Source organism: Massilia sp. FBCC-B171 (genome assembly GCF_059134155.1).
This window is the reverse complement of the sequence record NZ_CP101443.1, coordinates 2,851,634-2,871,898: the sequence shown is the minus strand read 5'-3', so window position 1 is coordinate 2,871,898 and position 20,265 is coordinate 2,851,634. Positions and strand designations below refer to the sequence as shown.

The 20,265-nt window shown below is 66.5% G+C and carries 16 protein-coding genes; 13 read left to right on the top strand and 3 right to left on the bottom strand.

The annotated features are described in order from the left end of the window. Nucleotides 1-15 precede the first annotated feature (15 nt). From cphA (NMB41_RS13035) to NMB41_RS13025, 3 genes are all read left to right on the top strand, one after another. Nucleotides 16-2,649, top strand: coding sequence for a cyanophycin synthetase (gene cphA, locus NMB41_RS13035; RefSeq protein ID WP_494378242.1), 2,634 nt, complete (start codon nucleotides 16-18; stop codon nucleotides 2,647-2,649). Between the two features lie 115 nt (nucleotides 2,650-2,764). Next, a complete protein-coding gene (locus NMB41_RS13030; RefSeq protein WP_494378241.1) occupies nucleotides 2,765-3,703 on the top strand; it encodes a DUF808 domain-containing protein in 939 nt (312 codons plus the stop codon). A 115-nt stretch (nucleotides 3,704-3,818) separates the two neighbouring features. Beyond that, nucleotides 3,819-5,177 carry an ISNCY family transposase gene (locus NMB41_RS13025; protein ID WP_494378240.1) on the top strand — a complete coding sequence of 453 codons (1,359 nt, stop codon included), beginning with the start codon at nucleotides 3,819-3,821 and terminating at the stop codon, nucleotides 5,175-5,177. 81 nt (nucleotides 5,178-5,258) lie between these two features. Here the strand turns inward: NMB41_RS13025 and cphA (NMB41_RS13020) are convergent, their stop codons facing one another. The 3 genes from cphA (NMB41_RS13020) to NMB41_RS13010 all read right to left on the bottom strand — a co-directional run bounded on the left by cphA (NMB41_RS13020) (nucleotide 5,259) and on the right by NMB41_RS13010 (nucleotide 9,337). Then, a complete protein-coding gene (cphA, locus tag NMB41_RS13020; RefSeq protein WP_494378239.1) occupies nucleotides 5,259-7,850 on the bottom strand; it encodes a cyanophycin synthetase in 2,592 nt (863 codons plus the stop codon). Then, nucleotides 7,847-8,728: a cyanophycinase gene (locus NMB41_RS13015; protein ID WP_494378238.1), complete on the bottom strand. Its 882-nt coding sequence runs from the start codon at nucleotides 8,726-8,728 to the stop codon at nucleotides 7,847-7,849. The genes cphA (NMB41_RS13020) and NMB41_RS13015 overlap by 4 nt, the downstream gene beginning before the upstream one ends. A 153-nt stretch (nucleotides 8,729-8,881) precedes the next feature. Continuing rightward, nucleotides 8,882-9,337 (bottom strand): DUF2244 domain-containing protein, encoded by a 456-nt coding sequence (locus NMB41_RS13010; protein ID WP_494378237.1) that lies wholly within the window; start codon nucleotides 9,335-9,337, stop codon nucleotides 8,882-8,884. A gap of 152 nt (nucleotides 9,338-9,489) precedes the next feature. On the opposite strand from NMB41_RS13010, the gene NMB41_RS13005 reads away from it, so the two are divergent. The 10 genes from NMB41_RS13005 (at nucleotide 9,490) to NMB41_RS12960 (ending at nucleotide 20,261) form a co-directional block, all read left to right on the top strand. After that, nucleotides 9,490-10,773, top strand: a complete 1,284-nt coding sequence (locus NMB41_RS13005) for an Hsp70 family protein (protein WP_494378236.1) — start codon at nucleotides 9,490-9,492, stop codon at nucleotides 10,771-10,773. Nucleotides 10,774-10,801: 28 nt separating this feature from the next. Further along, nucleotides 10,802-11,440 carry a 3'-5' exonuclease gene (locus tag NMB41_RS13000; RefSeq protein WP_494378235.1) on the top strand — a complete coding sequence of 213 codons (639 nt, stop codon included), beginning with the start codon at nucleotides 10,802-10,804 and terminating at the stop codon, nucleotides 11,438-11,440. A gap of 41 nt (nucleotides 11,441-11,481) precedes the next feature. Further along, nucleotides 11,482-11,835, top strand: a complete 354-nt coding sequence (locus NMB41_RS12995; RefSeq protein WP_494378234.1) for a hypothetical protein — start codon at nucleotides 11,482-11,484, stop codon at nucleotides 11,833-11,835. Between the two features lie 74 nt (nucleotides 11,836-11,909). Further along, the gene (locus NMB41_RS12990; RefSeq protein ID WP_494378233.1) at nucleotides 11,910-13,325 is read left to right on the top strand and encodes a hypothetical protein; all 1,416 of its coding nucleotides are present in this window, start codon (nucleotides 11,910-11,912) and stop codon (nucleotides 13,323-13,325) included. 11 nt (nucleotides 13,326-13,336) lie between these two features. Beyond that, nucleotides 13,337-14,251: a metal ABC transporter substrate-binding protein gene (locus tag NMB41_RS12985; RefSeq protein ID WP_494378232.1), complete on the top strand. Its 915-nt coding sequence runs from the start codon at nucleotides 13,337-13,339 to the stop codon at nucleotides 14,249-14,251. Continuing rightward, entirely contained in the window at nucleotides 14,248-15,015 is a 768-nt protein-coding gene (locus NMB41_RS12980; protein ID WP_494378231.1) for a metal ABC transporter permease, read from the top strand. The genes NMB41_RS12985 and NMB41_RS12980 overlap by 4 nt, the downstream gene beginning before the upstream one ends. Before the next feature lie 211 nt (nucleotides 15,016-15,226). Continuing rightward, on the top strand, nucleotides 15,227-16,621 hold the full coding sequence (locus tag NMB41_RS12975; RefSeq protein WP_494378230.1) for a tetratricopeptide repeat protein: 1,395 nt from the start codon (nucleotides 15,227-15,229) through the stop codon (nucleotides 16,619-16,621). Between the two features lie 179 nt (nucleotides 16,622-16,800). Further along, nucleotides 16,801-18,960 (top strand): prolyl oligopeptidase family serine peptidase, encoded by a 2,160-nt coding sequence (locus NMB41_RS12970; protein ID WP_494378229.1) that lies wholly within the window; start codon nucleotides 16,801-16,803, stop codon nucleotides 18,958-18,960. A 54-nt stretch (nucleotides 18,961-19,014) separates the two neighbouring features. Further along, nucleotides 19,015-19,569, top strand: coding sequence for a sigma-70 family RNA polymerase sigma factor (locus NMB41_RS12965; protein ID WP_494378228.1), 555 nt, complete (start codon nucleotides 19,015-19,017; stop codon nucleotides 19,567-19,569). Further along, nucleotides 19,566-20,261, top strand: a complete 696-nt coding sequence (locus tag NMB41_RS12960; RefSeq protein ID WP_494378227.1) for an anti-sigma factor — start codon at nucleotides 19,566-19,568, stop codon at nucleotides 20,259-20,261. The genes NMB41_RS12965 and NMB41_RS12960 overlap by 4 nt, the downstream gene beginning before the upstream one ends. Nucleotides 20,262-20,265: the final 4 nt, after the last annotated feature.

Below are 20,265 nucleotides of genomic sequence, written 5' to 3'. Positions count from 1 at the left end.
AACAGGGACCATTACGTGCATATCCTCGAACAACGCTTCCTGCGCGGACCCAACGTCCACGCCGATACCCCCTGCCTGCTCAGCGTCATCGACCTGGAAGACCTGTACGGCATCTCCTCGAAGGACATCCCGGGCTTCAACGAGGCGCTGCTGGCGACCCTGCCGGCGCTGAACGAGCAGCTGGTGCCGCTCGGCCAGCCGGGCGGCTTCGCCCAGCGCCTGCGCGCCGGCACCTATCTGGCGCGCGTGGTCGAACACGTCACATTGACCCTGCAGTCGATGGCCGGCCCCACGGTCGGCTACGGCCGCACGCGCCCGGCAGCCGGGCGTCCGGGCCAGTACCGCGTGGTCGTGCAGTATGCGATCGAGAAGCTGGCCGAACCCGCCTTCCAGCTGGCCGTCGACCTGGTCACGGCGCTGGCGAACGGCGACGCCTTCGAAGTCGAGCCGCGCATGAAGGAGCTGCGCGCGCTCGCCTCGCGCTATTCGATCGGCACCAGCACCGCGGCCGTGCTGGCCGCCGCCCACGAGCGCGGCATCCCGTATTCGCGCATCACCGATGAAGCGAACCTGTTCCAGCTCGGCTGGGGCTCGAAGCAAAAGCGCCTGCAGGCCACCACCACCGGCGACACCAGCTATGTCGCCGTGAAGATCGCCAGCGACAAGCAGCTGACCAAGGCGCTCCTGATGGAGGCGGGCGTACCGGTGCCGGAAGGCGGCACCGTCACCAGCGTTGAAGAAGCCCAGCGCATCGCGCGCCGCCTGCGCGTGCCGGTCACCCTGAAACCGCTCGACGGCAACCAGGGCAAGGGCGTCACCACCAAATGCGCGACCCCCGAGGAAGTAGCCACCGCTTTCGATTTCGCACGCCAGTACGGGCGCCGCATCATCGTCGAGCGCTTCGTCGAAGGGCGCGACTACCGCGTGCTGGTGGCGGGCGGGCGCATTGCCGCCGCCTCCTTCCGCCGTCCCGCCCATGTGATGGGCGACGGCGTGTCGACCATCACGGAACTGGTCGAGATCGAAAACCAGAACCCGGCGCGCGGCGCGGGCCACAGCAATGTGCTCACCCGCCTGGCGCTCGACGCGCACGCCGAAGACATGCTGCGCCGCCAGGGCCATGCGCCCGATTCGGTGCCGGCGGAAGGTAGCTGCGTTGAACTGCGCAGCAACGCCAACCTGTCGACCGGCGGCACCGCCGAAGACGTGACCGACCTGCTGCCGGAAATCACGCGCGCCCTGTGCGTGCGCGCCGCCAGCAAGATCGGCCTGGACGTGGCCGGCATCGACATCGTCTGCCGGGACATCTCGGTGCCGCTCGACGAGCAGGGCGGGGCGGTGATTGAGGTGAACGCCGCGCCCGGCATCCGCATGCACCAGCATCCGAGCGCAGGCGAACCGCGCGACGCGGGCGAGGCCATCGTCGACGGCTTGATGGGCCAGTCGAACGGCCGTATCCCGGTGGTCGCCGTCACCGGCACCAACGGCAAGACCACGACCTCGCTGATGATCGGGCACACCGCGCGCGTCGCGGGCCTGGGCACCGGCGTCACCACGACCGAAGGGGTGTTTGTGAACGGCAAGCGCCTGGTCAAGGGCGACTGCACCGGCTACTGGTCGGCGCGCACGGTGCTCTCGGCGCCCGACGTCGACTTCGCCGTGCTGGAAACGGCGCGCGGCGGCATCCTGAAACGTGGCTTGGCGTTCGACCAGTGCGACGTTGGGGTCGTGCTCAACGTCGCCGGCGACCACCTGGGGCTGGACGGGGTCGACACGATCGAAGACCTGGCCCAGGTGAAGGCGGTGGTCGCCTGCTCGGCGGCGAAAGCGGTGGTCCTGAATGCGGAAGACGCGCTTTGCGTCGCGATGGCGCGCCGTGCCAAGCCGGACGCGGAAATCATCTATTTCGCGATGGACGCCGAGAACCCGATTCTTCTGCAGCACCTGGAAGACGGCGGACGCGGCGCCTACCTGCAGGACAATGCCATCGTCATCGCCGACGGCACCCTGCACCAGGAACTGATGCGGGTCGAGGCGATGCCATCGACTTTCGGCGGACGGGCGCGCTACAACATCGCCAATGCGCTGGCCGCATCGGCGGCGCTGATGGCCTCGGGCTTTTCCAACCTGCAGATTGCCGACGGCCTGTCGACCTTCGTCTCGGACTGCAAGACCAATCCACTGCGCACCAATGTCTTCGACGTGCGCGGCGTGACGGTGATCGTCGACTACGCCCACAACCCGGCGGCCTACGCGGCCCTGGCTGAAATGGCGCGCGCGCTGCTGCCGGGCCAGCTGGTGGGCATCGTCACTGCGCCGGGCGACCGCCGCGACAGCGACCTGGTGCAGATCGGGGAAGTCTGCGGCGAGCGTTTCGACGAGCTGGTGGTGTACGAATCGCAAAGCCGCGGCCGGGAAGTGGGGGGCGCGGTCGACCTGATCATCGAGGGCATCGAAAAGGTCGTCGGGCCGTCCGACACGACGCACCGCGAGATCGAAGTCGACAAGGCGATCCGCCTGGGCCTGTCGCTCTGCCGCGCGGGGGATGTGCTGGTGTTTGCCTGCGGCTCCTCGCTGAAAACCTTCATCGATGCGCTGCGGGTGGACGATCCGGAGAGTGCCGACCGGATCGAGGCGCAGACGGTGTAAGCGCTTCCGTTTCAGGCGAACTGCGCCGCGAACACGAATGTCGGCAGTGAAAGGTGTGCAGGGGCTGCTCCGTGCATGGGTAGAATGATCGCTACCCAATTGCGGGAGAGACAGCATGTATGCGGTGAGCTTGCTGGCATTGATGGACGATATCGCAGCGGGGCTCGACGACGTTGCGCTGATGAGCAAGGTGGCGGCAAAACAAACCGCCGGCGTGCTCGGCGACGACCTTGCCCTCAACGCCCAGCAGGTGGCCGGGGTCGATCCGGACCGCGAGCTGCCCGTAGTCTGGGCGGTGGCCAAGGGATCGCTGGTCAACAAGGCGATCCTGGTGCCGTCGGCGCTTGGGATTTCCTTCGTCGCCCCGTGGGCGATCACGCCGCTCTTGATGCTTGGCGGCGCTTTCCTGTGCTACGAGGGTGTCGAGAAGCTGGCGCACAAATTTCTCCACAGCCCGGAAGAGGACGCCGCCCACGACGCCGAACTGGCCAGTGCCCTGGCCGACCCGGCGGTCGACCTGGTGGCGCTGGAAAAAGAAAAGATCAAGGGTGCGATCCGCACCGATTTCATCCTGTCGGCCGAAATCATCGTCATCACGCTTGGCGTTGCCGCCGCATTGCCGCTCATGCAAAGGTCGATGGTGCTGGCGACCATTGCGGTGGCGATGACGGTGGCGGTGTACGGGATCGTGGCTGGCATCGTGAAACTCGATGACCTTGGCCTGCGCCTGAGCAGGCGGCGCCGGCCACTGGCGCGCGGCTTGGGGAGTTTCCTGCTGGCGGCCGCGCCCAAGCTGATGCGAGCGCTGACGATCATCGGCACCATCGCCATGTTCATGGTGGGCGGCGGCATCCTGAGCCACGGGTTTGCGCCGCTGCACCATTTGTCCGAGCGCGCGGCGGAGGCGGCGCGTGGCGTTCCCGGCGCGGGCGGGGTGCTGGGTGCGATTACGCCGACGCTGGTCGGCACGCTGGCGGGTGTCCTTGCCGGCATTATCTTGCTGGTGGCGGTCAAGGTTATTACGCGACTGCTGCCGCGCAAGGCCAAGGCCTGATCGCCGATGAATCGACTGGTGAGACCGCGTGGGCACGGAGTGCCCACCCTGTAAGAGCAAAGTTGTAATGTCCGCTTCTAGCAAAGTTGAAATGTCCGCTTTTGCTAGATAGTTCATGCTGTCGATTCCGAATCGTTTGGAGTCGAGCGTGAGCAAAATCGGGAGCATTACGATGCAGGAGCTAGAGCGGGCTGAACTCGTGGGGGCGTGTGCCCGTGGCGAGGTCAAGGCAACGATTGCGGCGAAACGGCTTCAAATAACGACCCGGCAGGTGCGGCGCCTGATCAAGCGGTTTGCAGAGGATGGCGTAGGCGCCATGATTTCTGGCAAGCGAGGCAAGCTGAGCAACAACCAGCTCGGGCCGGGCCTGGCCAAGGCAGCCCTACAACTGGTACGCGACCATTACGCCGATTTTGGCCCAACATTGGCGTGCGAGCAGCTGCGGGATCGGCACGGCGTCATCGTGTCAAAAGAAACGCTGCGTGGCCTGATGATCGAGGCGGGATTGTGGATCCCAAAGACCGCGCGGATGGCTGCGCTGCACCAGCCGCGCGAGCGGCGCGCCTGTTTCGGTGAACTGGTCCAGATCGACGGCAGCCGCCATCACTGGTTCGAGCGACGTGGAGACGCTTGCGCACTGCTCGTCTACATCGACGATGCAACCGGAAAGCTGCTGCAGCTGCACTTCGCCCCGAGTGAATCAACGGCCAGCTATTTCGAGGCCACGCAGCGCTACGTCGAACAACACGGCAAGCCCCAGGCGTTGTACTCCGACCGCGCTGCCGTGTTTCGCTCGGCAATAGCGACGAGCCGAACCTGCACCCAGTTTCAACGTGCCATGGATGAACTCGGAATCGAACTAATCTGCGCTAACTCACCGCAAGCAAAAGGCCGTGTAGAACGAGCCAACCGTACCTTGCAGGACCGCTTGGTAAAACATCTGAGGCTTGAAGGAATCAGCGATATCGCGACCGCCAATGCCTGGTGTAACGATTACGCTGCACGTTACAACGCCCGGTTTGCCCGTGTGCCAAGCAATCCGCTTGACCTGCATACGCCGTTGCAAGCCGGCGAAAACCTGGAGCGCATCCTGAGCTTTTGCGAGACACGCAAACTGAGCACCCAACTGACCCTGCAACAGGCCACCGTACAGCACCGGCTGGACGATACCCCCAGAGCCCGAAGTCTGATTGGCCAAGCTGTTGCCATCCATACCTACACCGATGGCCGTGTGGAGCTGCGGGCAAACGGTCAGCTATTTACCCATACCAGCCTGGCACTGCCGCGTCGGGAAAATCGGAACGACATCGACAGCAAGACCCTGCACGCACTGCTCGACAAAAAGTCGCGCAACCGTACCTATCGTGCCGATCAGCCAGCCGCCATCGTTACGAAAGGCGTGTCAGCAGCAAAGAAAGGGGCCGCTCAGCTCCATGTTCAACACCTGAAAAAGCGGACATTTCAACTTTGCTGAAAGCGGACATTTCAACTTTGCCTTTACACACCCTACGGAAAACGGCCCGCGAGGGCCGTTTTTTTCGTGCGCGCGCCTGAGTTACACGGCTTCAGCCTCGATCCGCTGGGCGATCTCGGGTTTGGTCGGGCGCAGCGCTTCGGTCAGTTCCGAGATCGAGGAGCCGCAGCCGAAAACGAGCACGTCACCCGGCTGGCAAAGGGACAGGCCGTGGCGGATCGCGGCATGCACGTTCAGCTCGAGCGCCAGCTTGTCGGCGGCGATGCGGCCCAGGCGCGCTCCCTGCGCCAGCAGGGCGGCGGTTTCGCCATCGGCACGGCCGCGGTTCGTCGTTTCGTAGACCACCAACTCGTCGAAGCCGGCGGCGCAGGTGCGCCCGATGTCGACCAGGTCGGCGTCGCGCCGGTCGCCCGGAGCCGCAACCACGCCGACCACGCGGCCCGGCGTCATCGCGCGCGCCGTTTCCGACAGCGCGGCGTAGGCTGCGCAGTTGTGGGCGTAGTCGACGATCACGGTCACGCCCTCGACGTCGAACAGGTTCGAGCGCAGTGGATTGTGCTTGCTGTCGGAAACGAACGAACGCATGCCGGTGACGATTTCGGCATTGCCGAAGCCGGTGGCGGCAAGTGCAGCGGTGGCGGCCAGGGCGTTGGCGATGTTGTAGCGCGCGCAGCCGTTCAGGGTGACCGGCATCTGGCGCACGTCGGCCAGCGCTTCGTGGCGCGCGCCGGTGGCCAGCACGACCGTGTTGTCTTCCAGGTAGACGCCGCGTCCGCCGCGCTCCAGGTGGCGCAGCAGGACCGGATTGTCGGCGTCCAGCGCGAAGTACAGCACTTCGACCTGCTCCTGCAGCTCCTTGGCCATGGCCACGCAATAATCGTCTTCGGCATTCAGGACCACGGCGCGCGAGGCGCGCTGGGCGACGACGGCTTTCACGCGCGCGAGTTCCTCGACGGTGTCGACGCCGTCCAGGCCCAGGTGGTCGGAGGAGACATTCAGCACCACCGAGACGTCGCAGCGGTCGTACGCCAGGCCGCGCTTCAGGATGCCGCCGCGCGCCGTTTCCAGCACGGCGAAATCGACGTCGGGCGACGTGAGAATGCTGCGCGCCGAGCGGTAGCCGGTGCAGTCGCCCTTCATGGTCAGCTGGCCGTCGACGTACACGCCTTCGGTGGTGGTGACGCCCGTGCGCAGGCCCGCCAGGCGCGCCGTGTGCGCAATCAAGAGCGAGGTCGTGGTCTTGCCGTTGGTGCCGGTCACCGCAATCACCGGGATGCGGCCGTCGTCCTGGCCGAACAGGGCCTCGACGATCGCATCGCCCGCATCGCGCGGCGTGCCGCGGCTCGGGTACTGGTGCATGCGGATGCCCGGTGCGGCATTGACTTCGATGATGCCGCCCTGTTGTTCGCGCAGGGGCTGGGCGATGTCCTGGCAGATGACGTCGATGCCGGCCACGTCCAGGCCGATGGTGCGTGCGGCGCGGATGCAGATCTCGCGCGTTTCTTCCGGCAGCAAGTCGGTCACGTCTTCGGCGGTGCCGCCGGTCGAGAGGTTGGCATTGCCGCGCAGGTCGACGGTGATGCCTGCAGGGACGATCGACTCGACACCAAAGCCCTGTTTCGCCAGCGTCTGCGCGGCCAGGTCGTCCATCGGGATTTTGGTGAGGATATTCGTGTGGCCGTCGCCACGCGCCGGGTTGCGGTTTTCGACGTCGACCAGTTCGCGTACGGTGGAGCGGCCATCGCCAGTCACGCAAGGCGGACGGCGCCAGGACGCAGCGGCGATCTTGTTACCGGTGACGAGCACGCGGTAGTCGCGCCCGGCCAGGAATTCCTCGACGATCACGTGGCGGCCGTATTTGCGGGCGTGCTCGAAGGCGCACGCGACCTCGTCCGGCGTGGTGCAGGTAGTGGTGACGCCTTTACCCTGGTTGGCGTCGAGCGGCTTGATGGTGGCCGGGCCCTTGATGCGGCGCGCGACACGCTGCGCGTCCTCCAGGGTGGTCACGGTGGAACCGCCCGGGACCGGCACGCCGGCCTGCTCGAGCAGGGTCTTGGTCAGCTGCTTGTCGCTGGCGATGCCGACCGCGATCGAATTGGTCGCGCCGGTAATGGTCGCCTGCAGGCGTTTCTGTTTCGAGCCCCAGCCGAGCTGGAACAGGTTCGCCTCGTCCGTGATGCGCAGGCTCGGGATGCCGCGCTTGATGGCCGCGTTCACCACGGCGGCGGTGCTGGTGCCGATCGCATAGTCTTCGGCGGTCTCGTGCAAGTCTTTGAGGCTGGCGGCCAGGTCGTAGGCTTCGCCGGCGGCCAGCGCGCGCAGCATGTTCATCGCCACGTCCAGCGCCTGGCGCGCGACCTGCTCGGTGCGGTAGCCGCAGACGGCGCGGCGTGCGTCATGCTTGCGCGCCACGTCCAGGGTCTGGCTGAAGCCGGCCGGTGCGCCGGCCAGGCGCTGGAGTTCCATCACGACCGGTTCGACGGCGTCGGCCAGGCAGGCCAGGCTGGCCATGCGTGCCGAGACCTCGGGCGCCAGTTCGGGCAGCAGCGCCAGCAGGCGTGCGCCAAAGCCGGGCGCGATCTCCAGGCCGACCGCATCGACGACGGCCATCAGGCAAGGGGTGGGGCTGTACAGGTTGGGGCCGCGCAGGAAGCGTTTTTCGGTGATTCTCATGAGATCGGGTTCCGTTTCGTCACATTTTCTAAAAAATCGCGCAGCGAGGGCGACATCGGCTTGGCCGGTTCGCCGTCCGTCGGCAGGTAGAAGCGGCTGCCTGCCGGCAGCAGGTGCAGGCGCACGTCGATCAGTTCCGGCGTGTCGCGCTCGGCGATGTCGGCCATGTTGGTGTCCATCGATCGGCCGTCGACGATCGTGACCGAGCCTTCGCCCAGCACTTCGATGCCGCGGCCGCGCTCGACCACCAGGGCCGTGTCCTCGTCGATGCCGATGCCTTGCAAATAGGGGTTCTGCGCCACGACGGACAACAATCGCGACAGGCGCTGCCGCTCCGAGAAGTGCTGATCGATGACGACGCGGTGCAAAAAGCCCAGGCCGGCAGCCAGGCTGACCGCGCCTTTGGCCGGCAGCAGGTCGGTCTTGCCCTGGGCCAGCATGTGGCCCGACATGGCGGAAGCGCCCGCGCTGGTGCCCGCGATGCAGGCGCCGCGCACTTTGAGGGCGGTGTGCATTTCGGCGTCGAGGGCGGTGCCGCCGATGATGGCCAGCAGCCGCTTCTGGTCGCCCCCGGTCATGAAGATGCCGTCGGCTTCGGCCACCATGCGCACCTTCTCCTCGTCGTTCGCGTCCTGGCGCGATTCGAGCACGAGGTGCTTGACCTGGTGCACGCCGAGGTCGCCGAAGGCCTGGTCGTAGATGCCCCACATCTCGTCGGCCACCTTGCTGGCGGCGGTGATCACGACGATGCGGGCGCTCGCGCCGCCCGAGAGTTCGATGAAGCGGGCCAGGATCTCCTTGCCGTATTGACGGTCTTCGTGGCCGCCGATGATGACGAGGTGGCCATGCTTTGCTGTCTGGTGCGGTTCTGTTTTCATGTTAGTTGCGCAATCAGTCTTTTCTCTGTTGTTGCCTAGGAAATATTAATCCTTAGCATATCCGGTCTGGGATTATGCTAAATGCGATAGAAAATACCAATCGGTCGCGTAGCCGCGTTCGTGTAAGAACAAACTTACATAGAAGACAACATTTCAACGAAGGCGGGCAGGGTGGGCATGCATGGCCCGCGCCAGTTCCTGCGCCACCTGCTGGCGGATCGGTTCGGAGACATAGCTGCCGACCTCGATGCTGGCGCCGGGCGACTCGAGCAGGATCAGTTTGCGCTTGCGCGGCAGGGGCGGGCCGACGCGGGTGCGCACGGGGTCGAGCCGGAACTGGCTGCGGCGCCCGGCGTCGATGCGCTCGATGATGAGCATGCGCTCGGTGAGGGCGATCCGTTCGACGTCCAGCGCGTGGCGCGCATAGTGGAGCAGGGCGCAGCCGACGGCCAGCATCTCGAGCAGGGCAAAGGCGAGCACGATCCAGTAGCCCTGCAGCAGGAAGAACAGGGCGATGCCGAAGGAGCCGGTGCACAGAAGCACGTAGGCGGCGGCCGACTGGCGCGGCGTCAGCGAGCAGTTGCGCTTCAGGATCCAGGTATGCGCCATGGCTGGGGACTCGGACAGGCGGGGTGTCGGTTCATTATAGGAGAGGGCGCGCCCGTATGCCGCGCGCAACGGCGGCAAGCCAGCCGTCGCCAGGCGAGCTCATTTCTGGTAAGATCTCGCCCCTTCAAAACGCGTCCTCGACAAAGGCAGACATGACGAACGCTTGCGGCGTCGACTTCGGTACGTCCAATTCCACGGTAGGCTGGATCAGGCCAGAGAATCATGCAGTACCGGGCCAGGCCACGCAGGGAGCGAGCGCGCTGCTGACGCTCGAGGATGGCAAGGCCACGCTGCCCTCTGTGGTCTTCTTCAATGCCGACGACGACGAGGTGCGTTACGGCCGCGCCGCGCTGGCCGACTACCTGGCCGGCTACGAAGGGCGCCTGATGCGCTCCCTGAAAAGCCTGCTCGGCACCAGCCTGATGGATGGCCAGACCGAAGTGGGCGGGCGCGCGCTGCCGTTCCGGCTGCTGCTGGCCCAGTTCATCGGCGAGGTCAAGCGCCGCGCCGAAGCCCAGGCGGGGCGCGGCTTCGATCGCGCCGTCTTCGGGCGTCCGGTGTTCTTCATCGACGACAATCCGGCCGCCGACCAACTGGCCGAGGACACGCTGGCGGAGGTGGCGCGCAAGGTGGGTTTTCGCGAAGTGGCCTTTCAATACGAGCCGATCGCCGCCGCGTTTGACTACGAGTCTCAGATCGACCGCGAGGAACTGGTCCTGATCGCCGACATCGGCGGCGGCACCTCGGACTTCTCGCTGGTGCGCCTGGGGCCCGGCCGCGCCGGTAAACCCGAGCGGCGCGACGACATTCTCGCCACCGGCGGCGTACACATCGGCGGCACCGACTTCGACAAATACCTGAGCCTGGCCTCGGTGATGCCGCTGCTGGGCTACCAGAGCGCGCTGCGCTCGGGCGCCGAGATCCCGTCGAGCTATTATTTCAATCTCGCGACCTGGCACACGATCAACCAGGCCTATACCCGCAAGAGCATCGCCCAGCTCGACGACCTGGTGCGCGACGCGCGCGAGCCGGCCAAACTGGTGCGCCTGCAGCACCTGATCATTGATCGCGCCGGCCACTGGCTGGCGATGCAGGTCGAAGGCGCGAAGATCGCACTGTCCGCTCATGAGCAGGTAGCGCTGGAACTGGAGCGCCTGGCGCCGGCGGAGACCCTGCTGGTCGAGCGCGCTACCTTCGAAGGATCGATCCTGTCCCTGCTCGACGCGATCGATGCGACGGTGCTGCGCCTGTTGGCCGATGCCGGTGTGGCGCCGGGCGAGGTCGACACCGTGTTCTTCACCGGCGGATCGAGCGGCGTGGGCCTGCTGCGCGAGCGCATCGGCGCCCTGGTGCCCGACGCGCGCAAGGTCGAAGGTGATCTGTTTGGCAGCATCGGCGCCGGCCTGGCACTGGACGCGCTGCGCAAATTCGGTTAGAACGTTCGCATATCTATCCTAGGACCGCATGTCTATATTTGAACGCCCCATCGTGATGCTCGACTTCGAGACCACGGGACTCTCGCCCGCCATGGGCGACCGCATCACCGAGGTGGCCGCTCTGCGCATCGTGGGCGGGCAGGTGACCGAACGCTATGTCTCGCTGGTGAACTGCGGCGCGCGCATTCCCTCGTTTATCACCGGCCTGACCGGGATCACCCAGGGGATGGTCGATTCGGCGCCGCCGGCGCGCACCGTCGTGCCCGAACTGCTCGACTTCATCGGCGGCGATACCCTGTCGGCCCACAACGCCAGCTTCGACGAGAAATTCCTTGTCGCCGAAAGCGAACGCCTCGGCCGCAGCTGCGGCCACGTGGGGCTGGTCTGCTCGCTGAAACTCTCGCGCCGCATGTTCCCCGGCATGCCGAGCTATAAACTCGGCACGCTCTCGCGCCAGCTCGGCATTGCCTTTCGCAGCGCGGCCCACCGGGCCGAGGCCGATGCGGAAGTGGCGGCCGAAGTGCTGATCCATATCGGGCGCCATATCGGCACGTCCTACGGCTTGCAGGGCGTCGCGCCCGAGCTGCTGGTGTCGATCAACAAACTCTCGGCGGCCAAGGTGCCGACCTGGCTGGGTAAATACGTGGCCGAGAAAAAAGCGACGTAATGGTTCCTTAGTTGCCGGGCAGGCATTACAATGCCGCCATCATGATCCGTCGTTCGGTTGTCCACATCCTGCTGTCGCTGCTTCTGCTGGTAAGCCAGCAGATGGCGTTCGCGCATGCGATGTCGCACTGGACCGGCAAGATCGGCGGCGCTCATCCGGCCGCAAGTGCACTCTCCGGCGAGGTCCGGAAAGACCTTTCCAGCTCGGTCGCCCAGGACGGCAGCTGCAGCCAGTGTCTCGCCTTCGCCCAGATGGCATCGGCGATTGGCAGCACGCCGCGCCAGTTCGTCCCGCTCGACCTGCAGGCCGAACGCGCCGGTGCCTTTACCGCGACGCCAGCCGCGCCGCGCACCGTCTGCGTCTTCCACTCGCGCGCACCTCCTTCCTTCGTCTAGAGATTCGTTGTCGCCATGGCCTTCCTGCGCTTGCCGGAAGAGCCAGCCATTTTCTATTCGATTGAAAGAACACCATGTTGAAGCACTCCGTCCTGACGGTGGCGATTGCCGCCGCCTTTGCAATTCCCCTGTCCGCTTCCGCCGCCGATACGCCTGAACTGGCCGCCATCCGCGCCCAGATCGCCGAGATGAAGCAATCCTATGAAGCGCGCCTGCAAGCGCTCGAGCAGCGCCTGCAGGATGCGCAGGTGGCCGTGGCCGAGGCGCAGAACGCCGCGGTCAGCGCACAGCAGGCGGCCGGCGCCGCGCCTGCTGCTCCTGCTTCCGCTGCTCCCGCGCCTGCCGCGCCGGCGCCGGCCACCCGCACCGCGCTCGACAACAGCTTCAATCCGAGCATTTCGCTGGTCCTCGGCGGCAGCTTCAACAACCTGCAGCGCGATCCCGGCACCTACCGCTTCGGCGGCTTCATGCCGCCGGAGGGCGAGATCGGCCCGGGCAGCCGCAGCTTCAACCTGGGCGAGTCGGAACTGACGATGGCGGCGAATATCGACCCGATGTTCGCCGGCCAGCTGACCTTCGCCTTGTCGGGCGAGAACGAGCTTGAAGTCGAGGAAGCCTTCGTGCGTACCCGCGAACTGGGCGGCGGCATGAATCTCAAGGCCGGCCGTTTCCTGTCAAGCGTCGGTTACCTGAACGGCCAGCACGCCCACACCTGGGACTTCGTCGACGCGCCCCTCAACTACCAGGCCTTCTTCGGCGGCCAGTACAAACCCGACGGCGTGCAGGCGCGCTGGCTGGCGCCCCTGAACACTTTTGTGGAAATCGGCGCGGAACTGGGCAGCGGGCGCAGCTTCCCGGGCAATGACCGCAACAAGAACGGCTTCAACGCCACCAGCGTGTTCGCGCACGTGGGCGACGACATCGGCGACTCCGCCAGCTGGCGCGCCGGCGCATCCTACTTGCGTACCGGTTCGGCGGGGCGAGAATACGAGGATGGCGGCGTGCCGAACGTCTTTGACGGCCGCAGCACGATCTGGATGGCGGACGCCGTCTACAAATGGGCGCCGAACGGCAATCCGACCCAGACCAATTTCAAGCTGCAGGGCGAATACATGCGGCGCAAGGAAAGCGGCACGCTGGCTTCCGGCGAACTGGCCGACGCGTACGCCAGCACCCAGTCCGGCTGGTACCTGCAGGGCGTCTACCAGTTCATGCCGAACTGGCGCGCGGGCCTGCGCCACGACCGGCTGGCATCAAGCAGCCCCTTCATCGGCCTGGTCGACAGCGGCGCGCTTGGCATGGACGCCTTCCCGGCGCTGGCCAGCTACAAACCGAAGCGCTCGAGCGTGATGCTGGACTGGAGCCCGTCGGAATTCTCGCGCCTGCGCCTGCAGTTCGCGCGCGACGAGGCGCGTCCGGGCGAAGCGGACAACCAGGTCTTCCTGCAATACATCATGAGCCTGGGCGCGCACGCCGGGCACACCTTCTGAAGGACATCGCCATGACCTCACTCCCTCTGAAACTGCTGGCCGGCTGCGCCCTTGTGTTGGCCAGCATCGCCGCCCCGGCACAGGCCGCCCTCAACGTGCTCGCCTGCGAGCCCGAATGGGCGGCGCTGACCCAGGAAATCGCCGGCGACAAGGCCAGCGTCTCGAGCGCGACCAGCGCCTTGCAGGATCCGCACCGGGTGGAAGCACGGCCCGGCCTGATCGCGCGCACCCGCAATGCCGACCTGCTGGTATGCACCGGCCTGGACCTGGAAGCGGGCTGGCTGCCGCTATTGGTCCAGCAGTCGGGCAACGCAAAGATCGCACGCGGCCAGCCGGGTTTTTTCGAAGCCGGCAGCTTCGTGCCGCGCCTGGACGTGCCGGCAAAACTCGACCGCGCTGACGGCGACGTGCATGCCTACGGCAACCCGCACGTGCACCTGAACCCGCATAACATCGCCCTGGTCAGCGCCCAGCTGGCCAAGCGCCTGGCGGCGATCGATCCGGCGAATGCGGCCTTCTACACTGCGCGCCAGGCCGACTTTGCCGGCCGCTGGTCGCAGGCGATCCGCAAGTGGGAAGTCCAGGGCGCGCCGCTGCGCGGCGTGGCCGTCGTCGAACACCACCGCAACATGGAGTACCTGCTGAACTGGCTCGGCATGCGCCAGGTCGGCACGCTGGAGCCGAAACCGGGCGTCGAGCCGAGCGCGGCCCAGCTGGGCCAGCTGCTGGCGCAGTTGCAGCGCCAGCCGGCCCGGATGGTCATGCGCGCGGCCTACCAGGACGAGCGCGCCTCGAACTGGCTGTCGCAGCGCGCCCGCATCCCGGCGGTCGTGATTCCCTACACGGTCGGCGCCGACGCCCAGAGCCGCGATCTGTTCGCCCTGTTCGATACGACCGTGCAGCGCCTGACGGCAGCGCTGAAGTGAGCCCGGACGCCTTCGACTTCATGATCGTGCTCCCGGCCTTCGTGGCCGGGCTGCTGGTGCTGGCAACCCACATTCCGCTCGGCGCCCAGGTGCTGCGGCGCGGGATCGTCTTCATCGACCTGGCGATCGCCCAGATCGCGGCCCTGGGCGTGATCGTCGCCAGTTCGCTCGAATTCGACCCGCATGGCTGGACCATCCAGGTGGCCGCCGGCGTGGCGGCCGTGCTCGGCGCCTTGCTGCTGACCTGGACCGAGAAGCGCTGGCCCGAGGTGCAGGAGGCGCAGATCGGTGTGCTGTTCGTGCTGGCGGCCAGCGCCGGCCTGCTGCTGCTGGCGCACAATCCGCATGGCGGCGAACACCTGCAGGACCTGCTCGCGGGCCAGATCCTCTGGGTAAGCTACGACCAGCTGGTGCTGCCGGCCATCGGGGCGGTGCTGATCCTGGCGCTGCTGGCGCTTTTTCACAACAGCCTCGGGCGGCTCGGTTTTTACCTCGTGTTCGCGCTGGCGGTGACGGCCTCGGTGCAGCTGGTCGGCGTCTATCTGGTGTTCGCCACCCTGATCGTGCCGAGCCTGGCGGTGCGCCAGTATGCCGAGGCGCGCAAGCTGCCCTTCGCCTACCTGGTCGGCATCGGCGGCTACGCGGCCGGCCTGGTGCTGTCGGTGATCCTCGACCTGCCGTCGGGCGCGCTGATCGTCTGGTGCCTGGCGCTGCTGGCGATGCTGGTCTACGCACTGGGTCCGAAGCGCCAGGCACTCTCCTGAAGCCCCGGCTGCCCTCGCAGCCGAGCTCGTCTCAAACCCGCCGCGCGCCGCGCCCGGCGGGTTTTTTCTTGGGCGCGCGCCGGCACGATTGTGCACGGTCAAACCCGTAAGGGGTCGCTCTCGTTAAAATTTTGTTAATACTTATGAGGCCGCCTGAATCGAGCGGGCGCCAATCGAACGCGGCAGTCCTTGATCCACACTGGGGAAGAGCATGAACCACCAGAAGCTCCAGAACGAGAGCCACCAGACCTATCTGTGGTTCCGCGAGGCCGCCGAACGCGGCAATGCCTACGCCCAGTTCAACCTCGGGCTGATGTACAAGAAGGGCAACGGCGTCGAGCGCGACGATGCCGCGGCCGCGCGCTGGCTGCGTTTGGCGGCCGGACAGGGGCTGGCGTTCGCCCAGAACCACCTGGGCGCCATGTATTACCACGGCCGCGGCGTCGAGCGCTGCGACCACGAGGCGGCGCGCTGGTTCCGCCGCGCCGCCGAGCAGGGCGACGCCTCGGCCCAGCAGAATCTCGGGCACATGTGCCGCCAGGGCCGCGGCATGGAGATCGACCCGGAGCGCGCGCTGTCCTGGTATTACCGCGCGGCCGAGCAGGGCATGGCAGGCGCCCAGAACCAGCTCGGCGAATGCTATCTCGAGGGCGTGGGCGCGGCCATCAACTATCCGCTGGCCATGGCCTGGTTCCGCAAGGCGGCCCTGCAGGGCGAAGCGGCGGCCCAGCTCAACCTGGGGCTGATGTACCAGCGCGGGCAGGGCGTCGACGCCAGCGCCGGCGAGGCCCTGTACTGGTTCCGCAAGGCCGCCGCCGCCGGCGAGCGCGGCGCCCAGCGCGAACTCGGCATCGCCTATGCCGAAGGCAAGGGCGTGCGCCTCGACGCCCGGCGCGCCTGCGCCTGGCTGCAGCGCGCGGCCGAGCACGGCGACCACGAAGCCCAGTTCCTGCTCGCCACCATGTGCGTCAACGGACGCGGCGTCGAACGCAACGAGGCGCGCGCCCTGGAGTGGTACACGAAGGCGGCCGGCGCCGGCCACATGGGCGCCCAGTACAACCTGGCCAACATGTACGCGCACGGGCGCGGCACCCCGCAGGACCCGGCCCGCGCCTTCGAGTGGTACCGGCGCGCGGCCGAGCAGGGCGCACCGAACGCCCAGTTCAACCTCGGCGTCATCTATGCCAACGGCCAGGGCGTCGAGAAGGACCAGGCGCGCGCCGCTTACTGGTACCGGCTGGCGGCCGAGCAGGGCGACGCCAGCGCCCAGAACAACCTGGGTGTGATGTACGCCGGCGGCCAGGGCGTGCCCCATAACGACGAGCTGGCCGTCTACTGGTACGAGCAGGCCGCCGAGCAGGGCCATGCGCTGGCCCAGTACAACCTCGGCGGCATGGTCGGCAGCGGCCTGGGCGTCGCGCGCGACCCGGTGCGCGCCTATATGTGGATGCTGCTGGCGGCCGAGGGCGGCGACAGCGCGGCCAACGTCAACAAATCCATCGTCGCGCGCCGTCTCAGTCCTTCCGAAATCGGCTGGGCGCTCGACCTTCAGCACAAGTGGCAGATGAGCCACCGCGACGTGCTGGCACGGCGGGCCGGACAATAAACCAGATCGTTTCCGCACATCGGCCGCAGCTGGCCGTCGCCGCAGCGGGCCTCAGCGCCGGTGCGTGCGCACGGCCGGTTGCCGCCTGTCCATACGGCCACAACATCAGTTCGCTTCCCGCCAGGTTTGCGCTATGATTCCTCTCGGCACATTCCGCCTTACACCGTTTCGAGAAGAACATGCACATGAGACATGCAACCCTTGCCGTCGCACTGATGACGGTCTTTGGCGCCAGCTTCGCAGCCGACCCGGCAGCGACCCCGGCAGCAGGCGCCGCCTGCGTCGCCGGTTCGGTAGTAGCCTATCCGGTCACCACCAAGCTTGCGCATACCGACAATTACCATGGCACGACGATCGCCGATCCCTATCGCTGGCTGGAAGACGCGAACAGCGCCGAGACCAAGCAATGGGTCGACGCCCAAAACGCGGTGACCCAGGGCTATCTCGGCCAGATCCCGCAGCGCGAAGCCATCCGCCAGCGCCTGACCAAGCTCTGGAACTACGAGCGCTACTCGGTGCCGTCGAAAGAGGGCGGCCGCTACTTCTACAGCCGCAACGACGGCCTGCAGAACCAGTCGGTGCTGTACACGATGAAGAGCCTGAATGACACGCCGCGCATGCTGCTCGACCCGAACACGCTGGCGGCCGACGGTACCGTCGCCCTGGCCGGCGTCGAAATCAGCCCGGACGGCAAACTCATGGCCTACGGCACCGCCGCTTCCGGTTCCGACTGGAACGAGTGGAAAGTGCGCGACATCGAGACGGGCAAGGATCTCGAGGACCACATCAAGTGGGTCAAGTTCTCGAAGACCACCTGGACCAAGGATGGCAAGGGCTTCTTCTACAGCCGCTACGACGAGCCGGCAGAGGCCGCCAAGCTGGCCGGCATCAATTACTTCCAGAAGCTCTACTTCCACAAGATCGGCACCCCGCAAAGCGCCGACGTGCTGGTCTACGACCGTCCGGACGAAAAGGAATGGGGCTTCCGCGCCCACGCCACCGACGACGGCAACTACCTGTTGATCACGGCGACCAAGGGCACGGCCCACAAATACCGCGTCTTCATCAAGGACCTGACCAAGCCAGACTCGAAAGTCGTGCCGCTGGTCGACAACTTCGACGCCGCCTACGACTTCATCGACAATGTCGGCTCGACCTTCTATTTCAGCACCGACCGCAAGGCCCCGCGCCAGCGCATCGTCGCGATCGACGTCAGCAAGCCGGCCGAATCGAACTGGAAAGAGATCGTCAAGGAGTCGAAAGACACCCTGGCGAACGCCCACATCGTCGGCAACCGCCTGATCACCGAGTACCTGAAGGATGCCCGCAGCGTCGTGCGCGTGACCGACCTGAACGGCAAGCTGGTGCGCGAAATCGCCTTGCCGGGCATCGGCTCGGTCTCGGGCTTCACCGGCAAGCGCGGCGACAGCGAAACCTTCTTCTCGTTCACCGGCTTCACCACGCCGACGACGATCTACCGCATGGACATGAAGAGCGGCAAGACCAGCGTGTTCCGCCAGCCGAAGGTCGACTTCGACCCAAACGCCTACGAAACGCGCCAGCAGTTCTTCACCAGCCGCGACGGCACCAAAGTGCCGATGTTTATTGTCTCCAAAAAAGGCATCAAGCTCGACGGCAGCAACCCGACCTATCTGTACGGTTACGGCGGCTTCAACATCTCGATGACCCCTGGCTTCTCGCCGGCCAACCTGGCGTGGATGGAAATGGGCGGCGTCTACGTCGTGGCCAACCTGCGCGGCGGCGGAGAGTACGGCGAATCCTGGCACCAGGCCGGCACCAAGCTGCAGAAGCAGAACGTGTTCGACGACTTCATCGGCGCGGCCGAGTGGCTGGTGGCGAACAAGGTGACCTCGCCTGGCAAGCTGGCGATCGGCGGCGGCAGCAACGGCGGCCTGCTGGTGGGCGCGGCCATGACCCAGCGTCCGGATTTGTTCGGCGCGGCGATCCCGATGGTCGGCGTGCTGGACATGCTGCGCTTCCACAAGTTCACCATCGGCTGGGCCTGGACCTCGGACTACGGTTCGGCCGACGACCCGGAAGAGTTCAAGGCGCTGGTGAAGTACTCGCCGCTGCATAACCTCAAGCCCGGCACCGCCTACCCGGCGACCATGGTGACGACGGCCGACCACGACGACCGCGTGGTGCCGGCGCACAGCTTCAAGTTCGCCGCCACGGCGCAGGCCGCGCAAGCGGGCTGCAACCCGGTCCTGATCCGCATCGACACCAAGGCGGGCCATGGCGCCGGCAAGCCGACGGCCAAGCAGATCGAGGAAGTGGCGGACCGCTGGGGCTTCCTGACCAAGGCCCTGAAGATGTAAACACCGGGCCGCCGCAAGGCGGCCTTTTTTGATTCACGAAGAAAGCGACGCCCCATGAATGCGCCGATTGAATTCGATTACGAGGCCGCGCTCCTTGCCTGCGCCCGGGGCGACCAGCACGCCCTGCGCAGCATCTACGAGCGCGACGGCGCGCGCCTGCTGGGCGTAGCCCTGCGCATCGTGCGCCGGCGCCATCTGGCCGAAGACGTACTGCACAATGCCTTCCTCGCCATCTGGACCAAGTCGGGCAGTTTCGATCCGGCGCGTGGCGCAGGCCGCGGCTGGATCCACAGCATCGTGCGCCACCAGGCCCTGGACATGGCGCGCGGCGGCGCACGCGAGGTGCAGGCCGATGCCGACACCCTCGATGCACACATTGTGGCCAATGACGGCGCCGGACTGGTCGACGCCTTCGAACAGCGCCAGGACATGGGTCGTTTGCACGATTGCCTGGTCGGCCTCGACGCGTCGAAACGTACCAGCATCCTGTTTGCCTATGTCGACGGCTGCTCGCATGCCGAAATCGCACAGCGCATGGGGTCGCCGCTGGGCACGATCAAGGCCTGGATCAAGCGTGGCCTTTCCGCGCTGAAGGAGTGCATGGGATGACCGATCCGATGGAAGACGAAGACCTGGCCGCCGAATACGTGCTCGGAACGCTGGCGGCGGGCGAACGCAAACGCGTCGAACTGGCCCTGCCGCACGAGCCAGCCCTGCGCGCGGCGGTGCAGGCATGGGAAGCGCGCCTGTTGCCCTTGACGGCGCTGGCTTCGCCGATGGAACCGTCGCCGGCATTCTGGCCACGCGTCGAAGCATCGCTGGCGGCGGCGCGGAAACCGTCGCCGGCCGCGTCCAGCCCCAGGTGGTGGGAACGCCTGAATGTCTGGCGCGCGCTGGCCGCGACCGGCTTTGCCGCTGCCGCGATCATGGCGGTGGTGCCGCGCCTGGACGCGCCGCTTGCAGCGCCGCGCTACATGGTCGTGCTGGCCGCGCCGGACAACATGGCGCCGGGCTGGATCGTGCAGGCCGATGCCGCAGGCGCGCTCAAGCTGGTGCCGCTTGGGAGCACCAAGGTTCCGCCGGGCAGGGCGCTGCAGTTCTGGACCAAGGCCGACAGCTGGAAGGGCCCGGTCTCGCTCGGCCTGGTCCAGCCGGGCAAGGCGGCCGAGGTCTCGCTGGCCAAACTGCCGCCGCTGCAGCCGAACCAGCTGTTCGAGATCACGCTGGAACCCCAGGGCGGCTCGCCGGTCGGGCGGCCGACCGGGCCTATCCTGTTTATCGGACGCGCGATACGGATCTGATGAA

Excerpts from the sequence above, each read along its gene's own strand:
- NMB41_RS12965 (WP_494378228.1), top strand. The coding sequence starts at position 19,015 with ATGAATGCGCCGATTGAATTCGATTACGAGGCCGCGCTCCTTGCCTGC.
- NMB41_RS13025 (WP_494378240.1), top strand. The coding sequence starts at position 3,819 with ATGCTGTCGATTCCGAATCGTTTGGAGTCGAGCGTGAGCAAAATCGGG.
- NMB41_RS13000 (WP_494378235.1), top strand. The coding sequence starts at position 10,802 with ATGTCTATATTTGAACGCCCCATCGTGATGCTCGACTTCGAGACCACG.
- NMB41_RS12985 (WP_494378232.1), top strand. The coding sequence starts at position 13,337 with ATGACCTCACTCCCTCTGAAACTGCTGGCCGGCTGCGCCCTTGTGTTG.
- NMB41_RS13005 (WP_494378236.1), top strand. The coding sequence starts at position 9,490 with ATGACGAACGCTTGCGGCGTCGACTTCGGTACGTCCAATTCCACGGTA.
- NMB41_RS12990 (WP_494378233.1), top strand. The coding sequence starts at position 11,910 with ATGTTGAAGCACTCCGTCCTGACGGTGGCGATTGCCGCCGCCTTTGCA.
- NMB41_RS12995 (WP_494378234.1), top strand. The coding sequence starts at position 11,482 with ATGATCCGTCGTTCGGTTGTCCACATCCTGCTGTCGCTGCTTCTGCTG.
- cphA (WP_494378239.1), bottom strand. The coding sequence starts at position 7,850 with ATGAGAATCACCGAAAAACGCTTCCTGCGCGGCCCCAACCTGTACAGC.
- NMB41_RS13030 (WP_494378241.1), top strand. The coding sequence starts at position 2,765 with ATGTATGCGGTGAGCTTGCTGGCATTGATGGACGATATCGCAGCGGGG.
- NMB41_RS13010 (WP_494378237.1), bottom strand. The coding sequence starts at position 9,337 with ATGGCGCATACCTGGATCCTGAAGCGCAACTGCTCGCTGACGCCGCGC.
- NMB41_RS12970 (WP_494378229.1), top strand. The coding sequence starts at position 16,801 with ATGCACATGAGACATGCAACCCTTGCCGTCGCACTGATGACGGTCTTT.
- NMB41_RS12975 (WP_494378230.1), top strand. The coding sequence starts at position 15,227 with ATGAACCACCAGAAGCTCCAGAACGAGAGCCACCAGACCTATCTGTGG.
- NMB41_RS12960 (WP_494378227.1), top strand. The coding sequence starts at position 19,566 with ATGACCGATCCGATGGAAGACGAAGACCTGGCCGCCGAATACGTGCTC.
- NMB41_RS13015 (WP_494378238.1), bottom strand. The coding sequence starts at position 8,728 with ATGAAAACAGAACCGCACCAGACAGCAAAGCATGGCCACCTCGTCATC.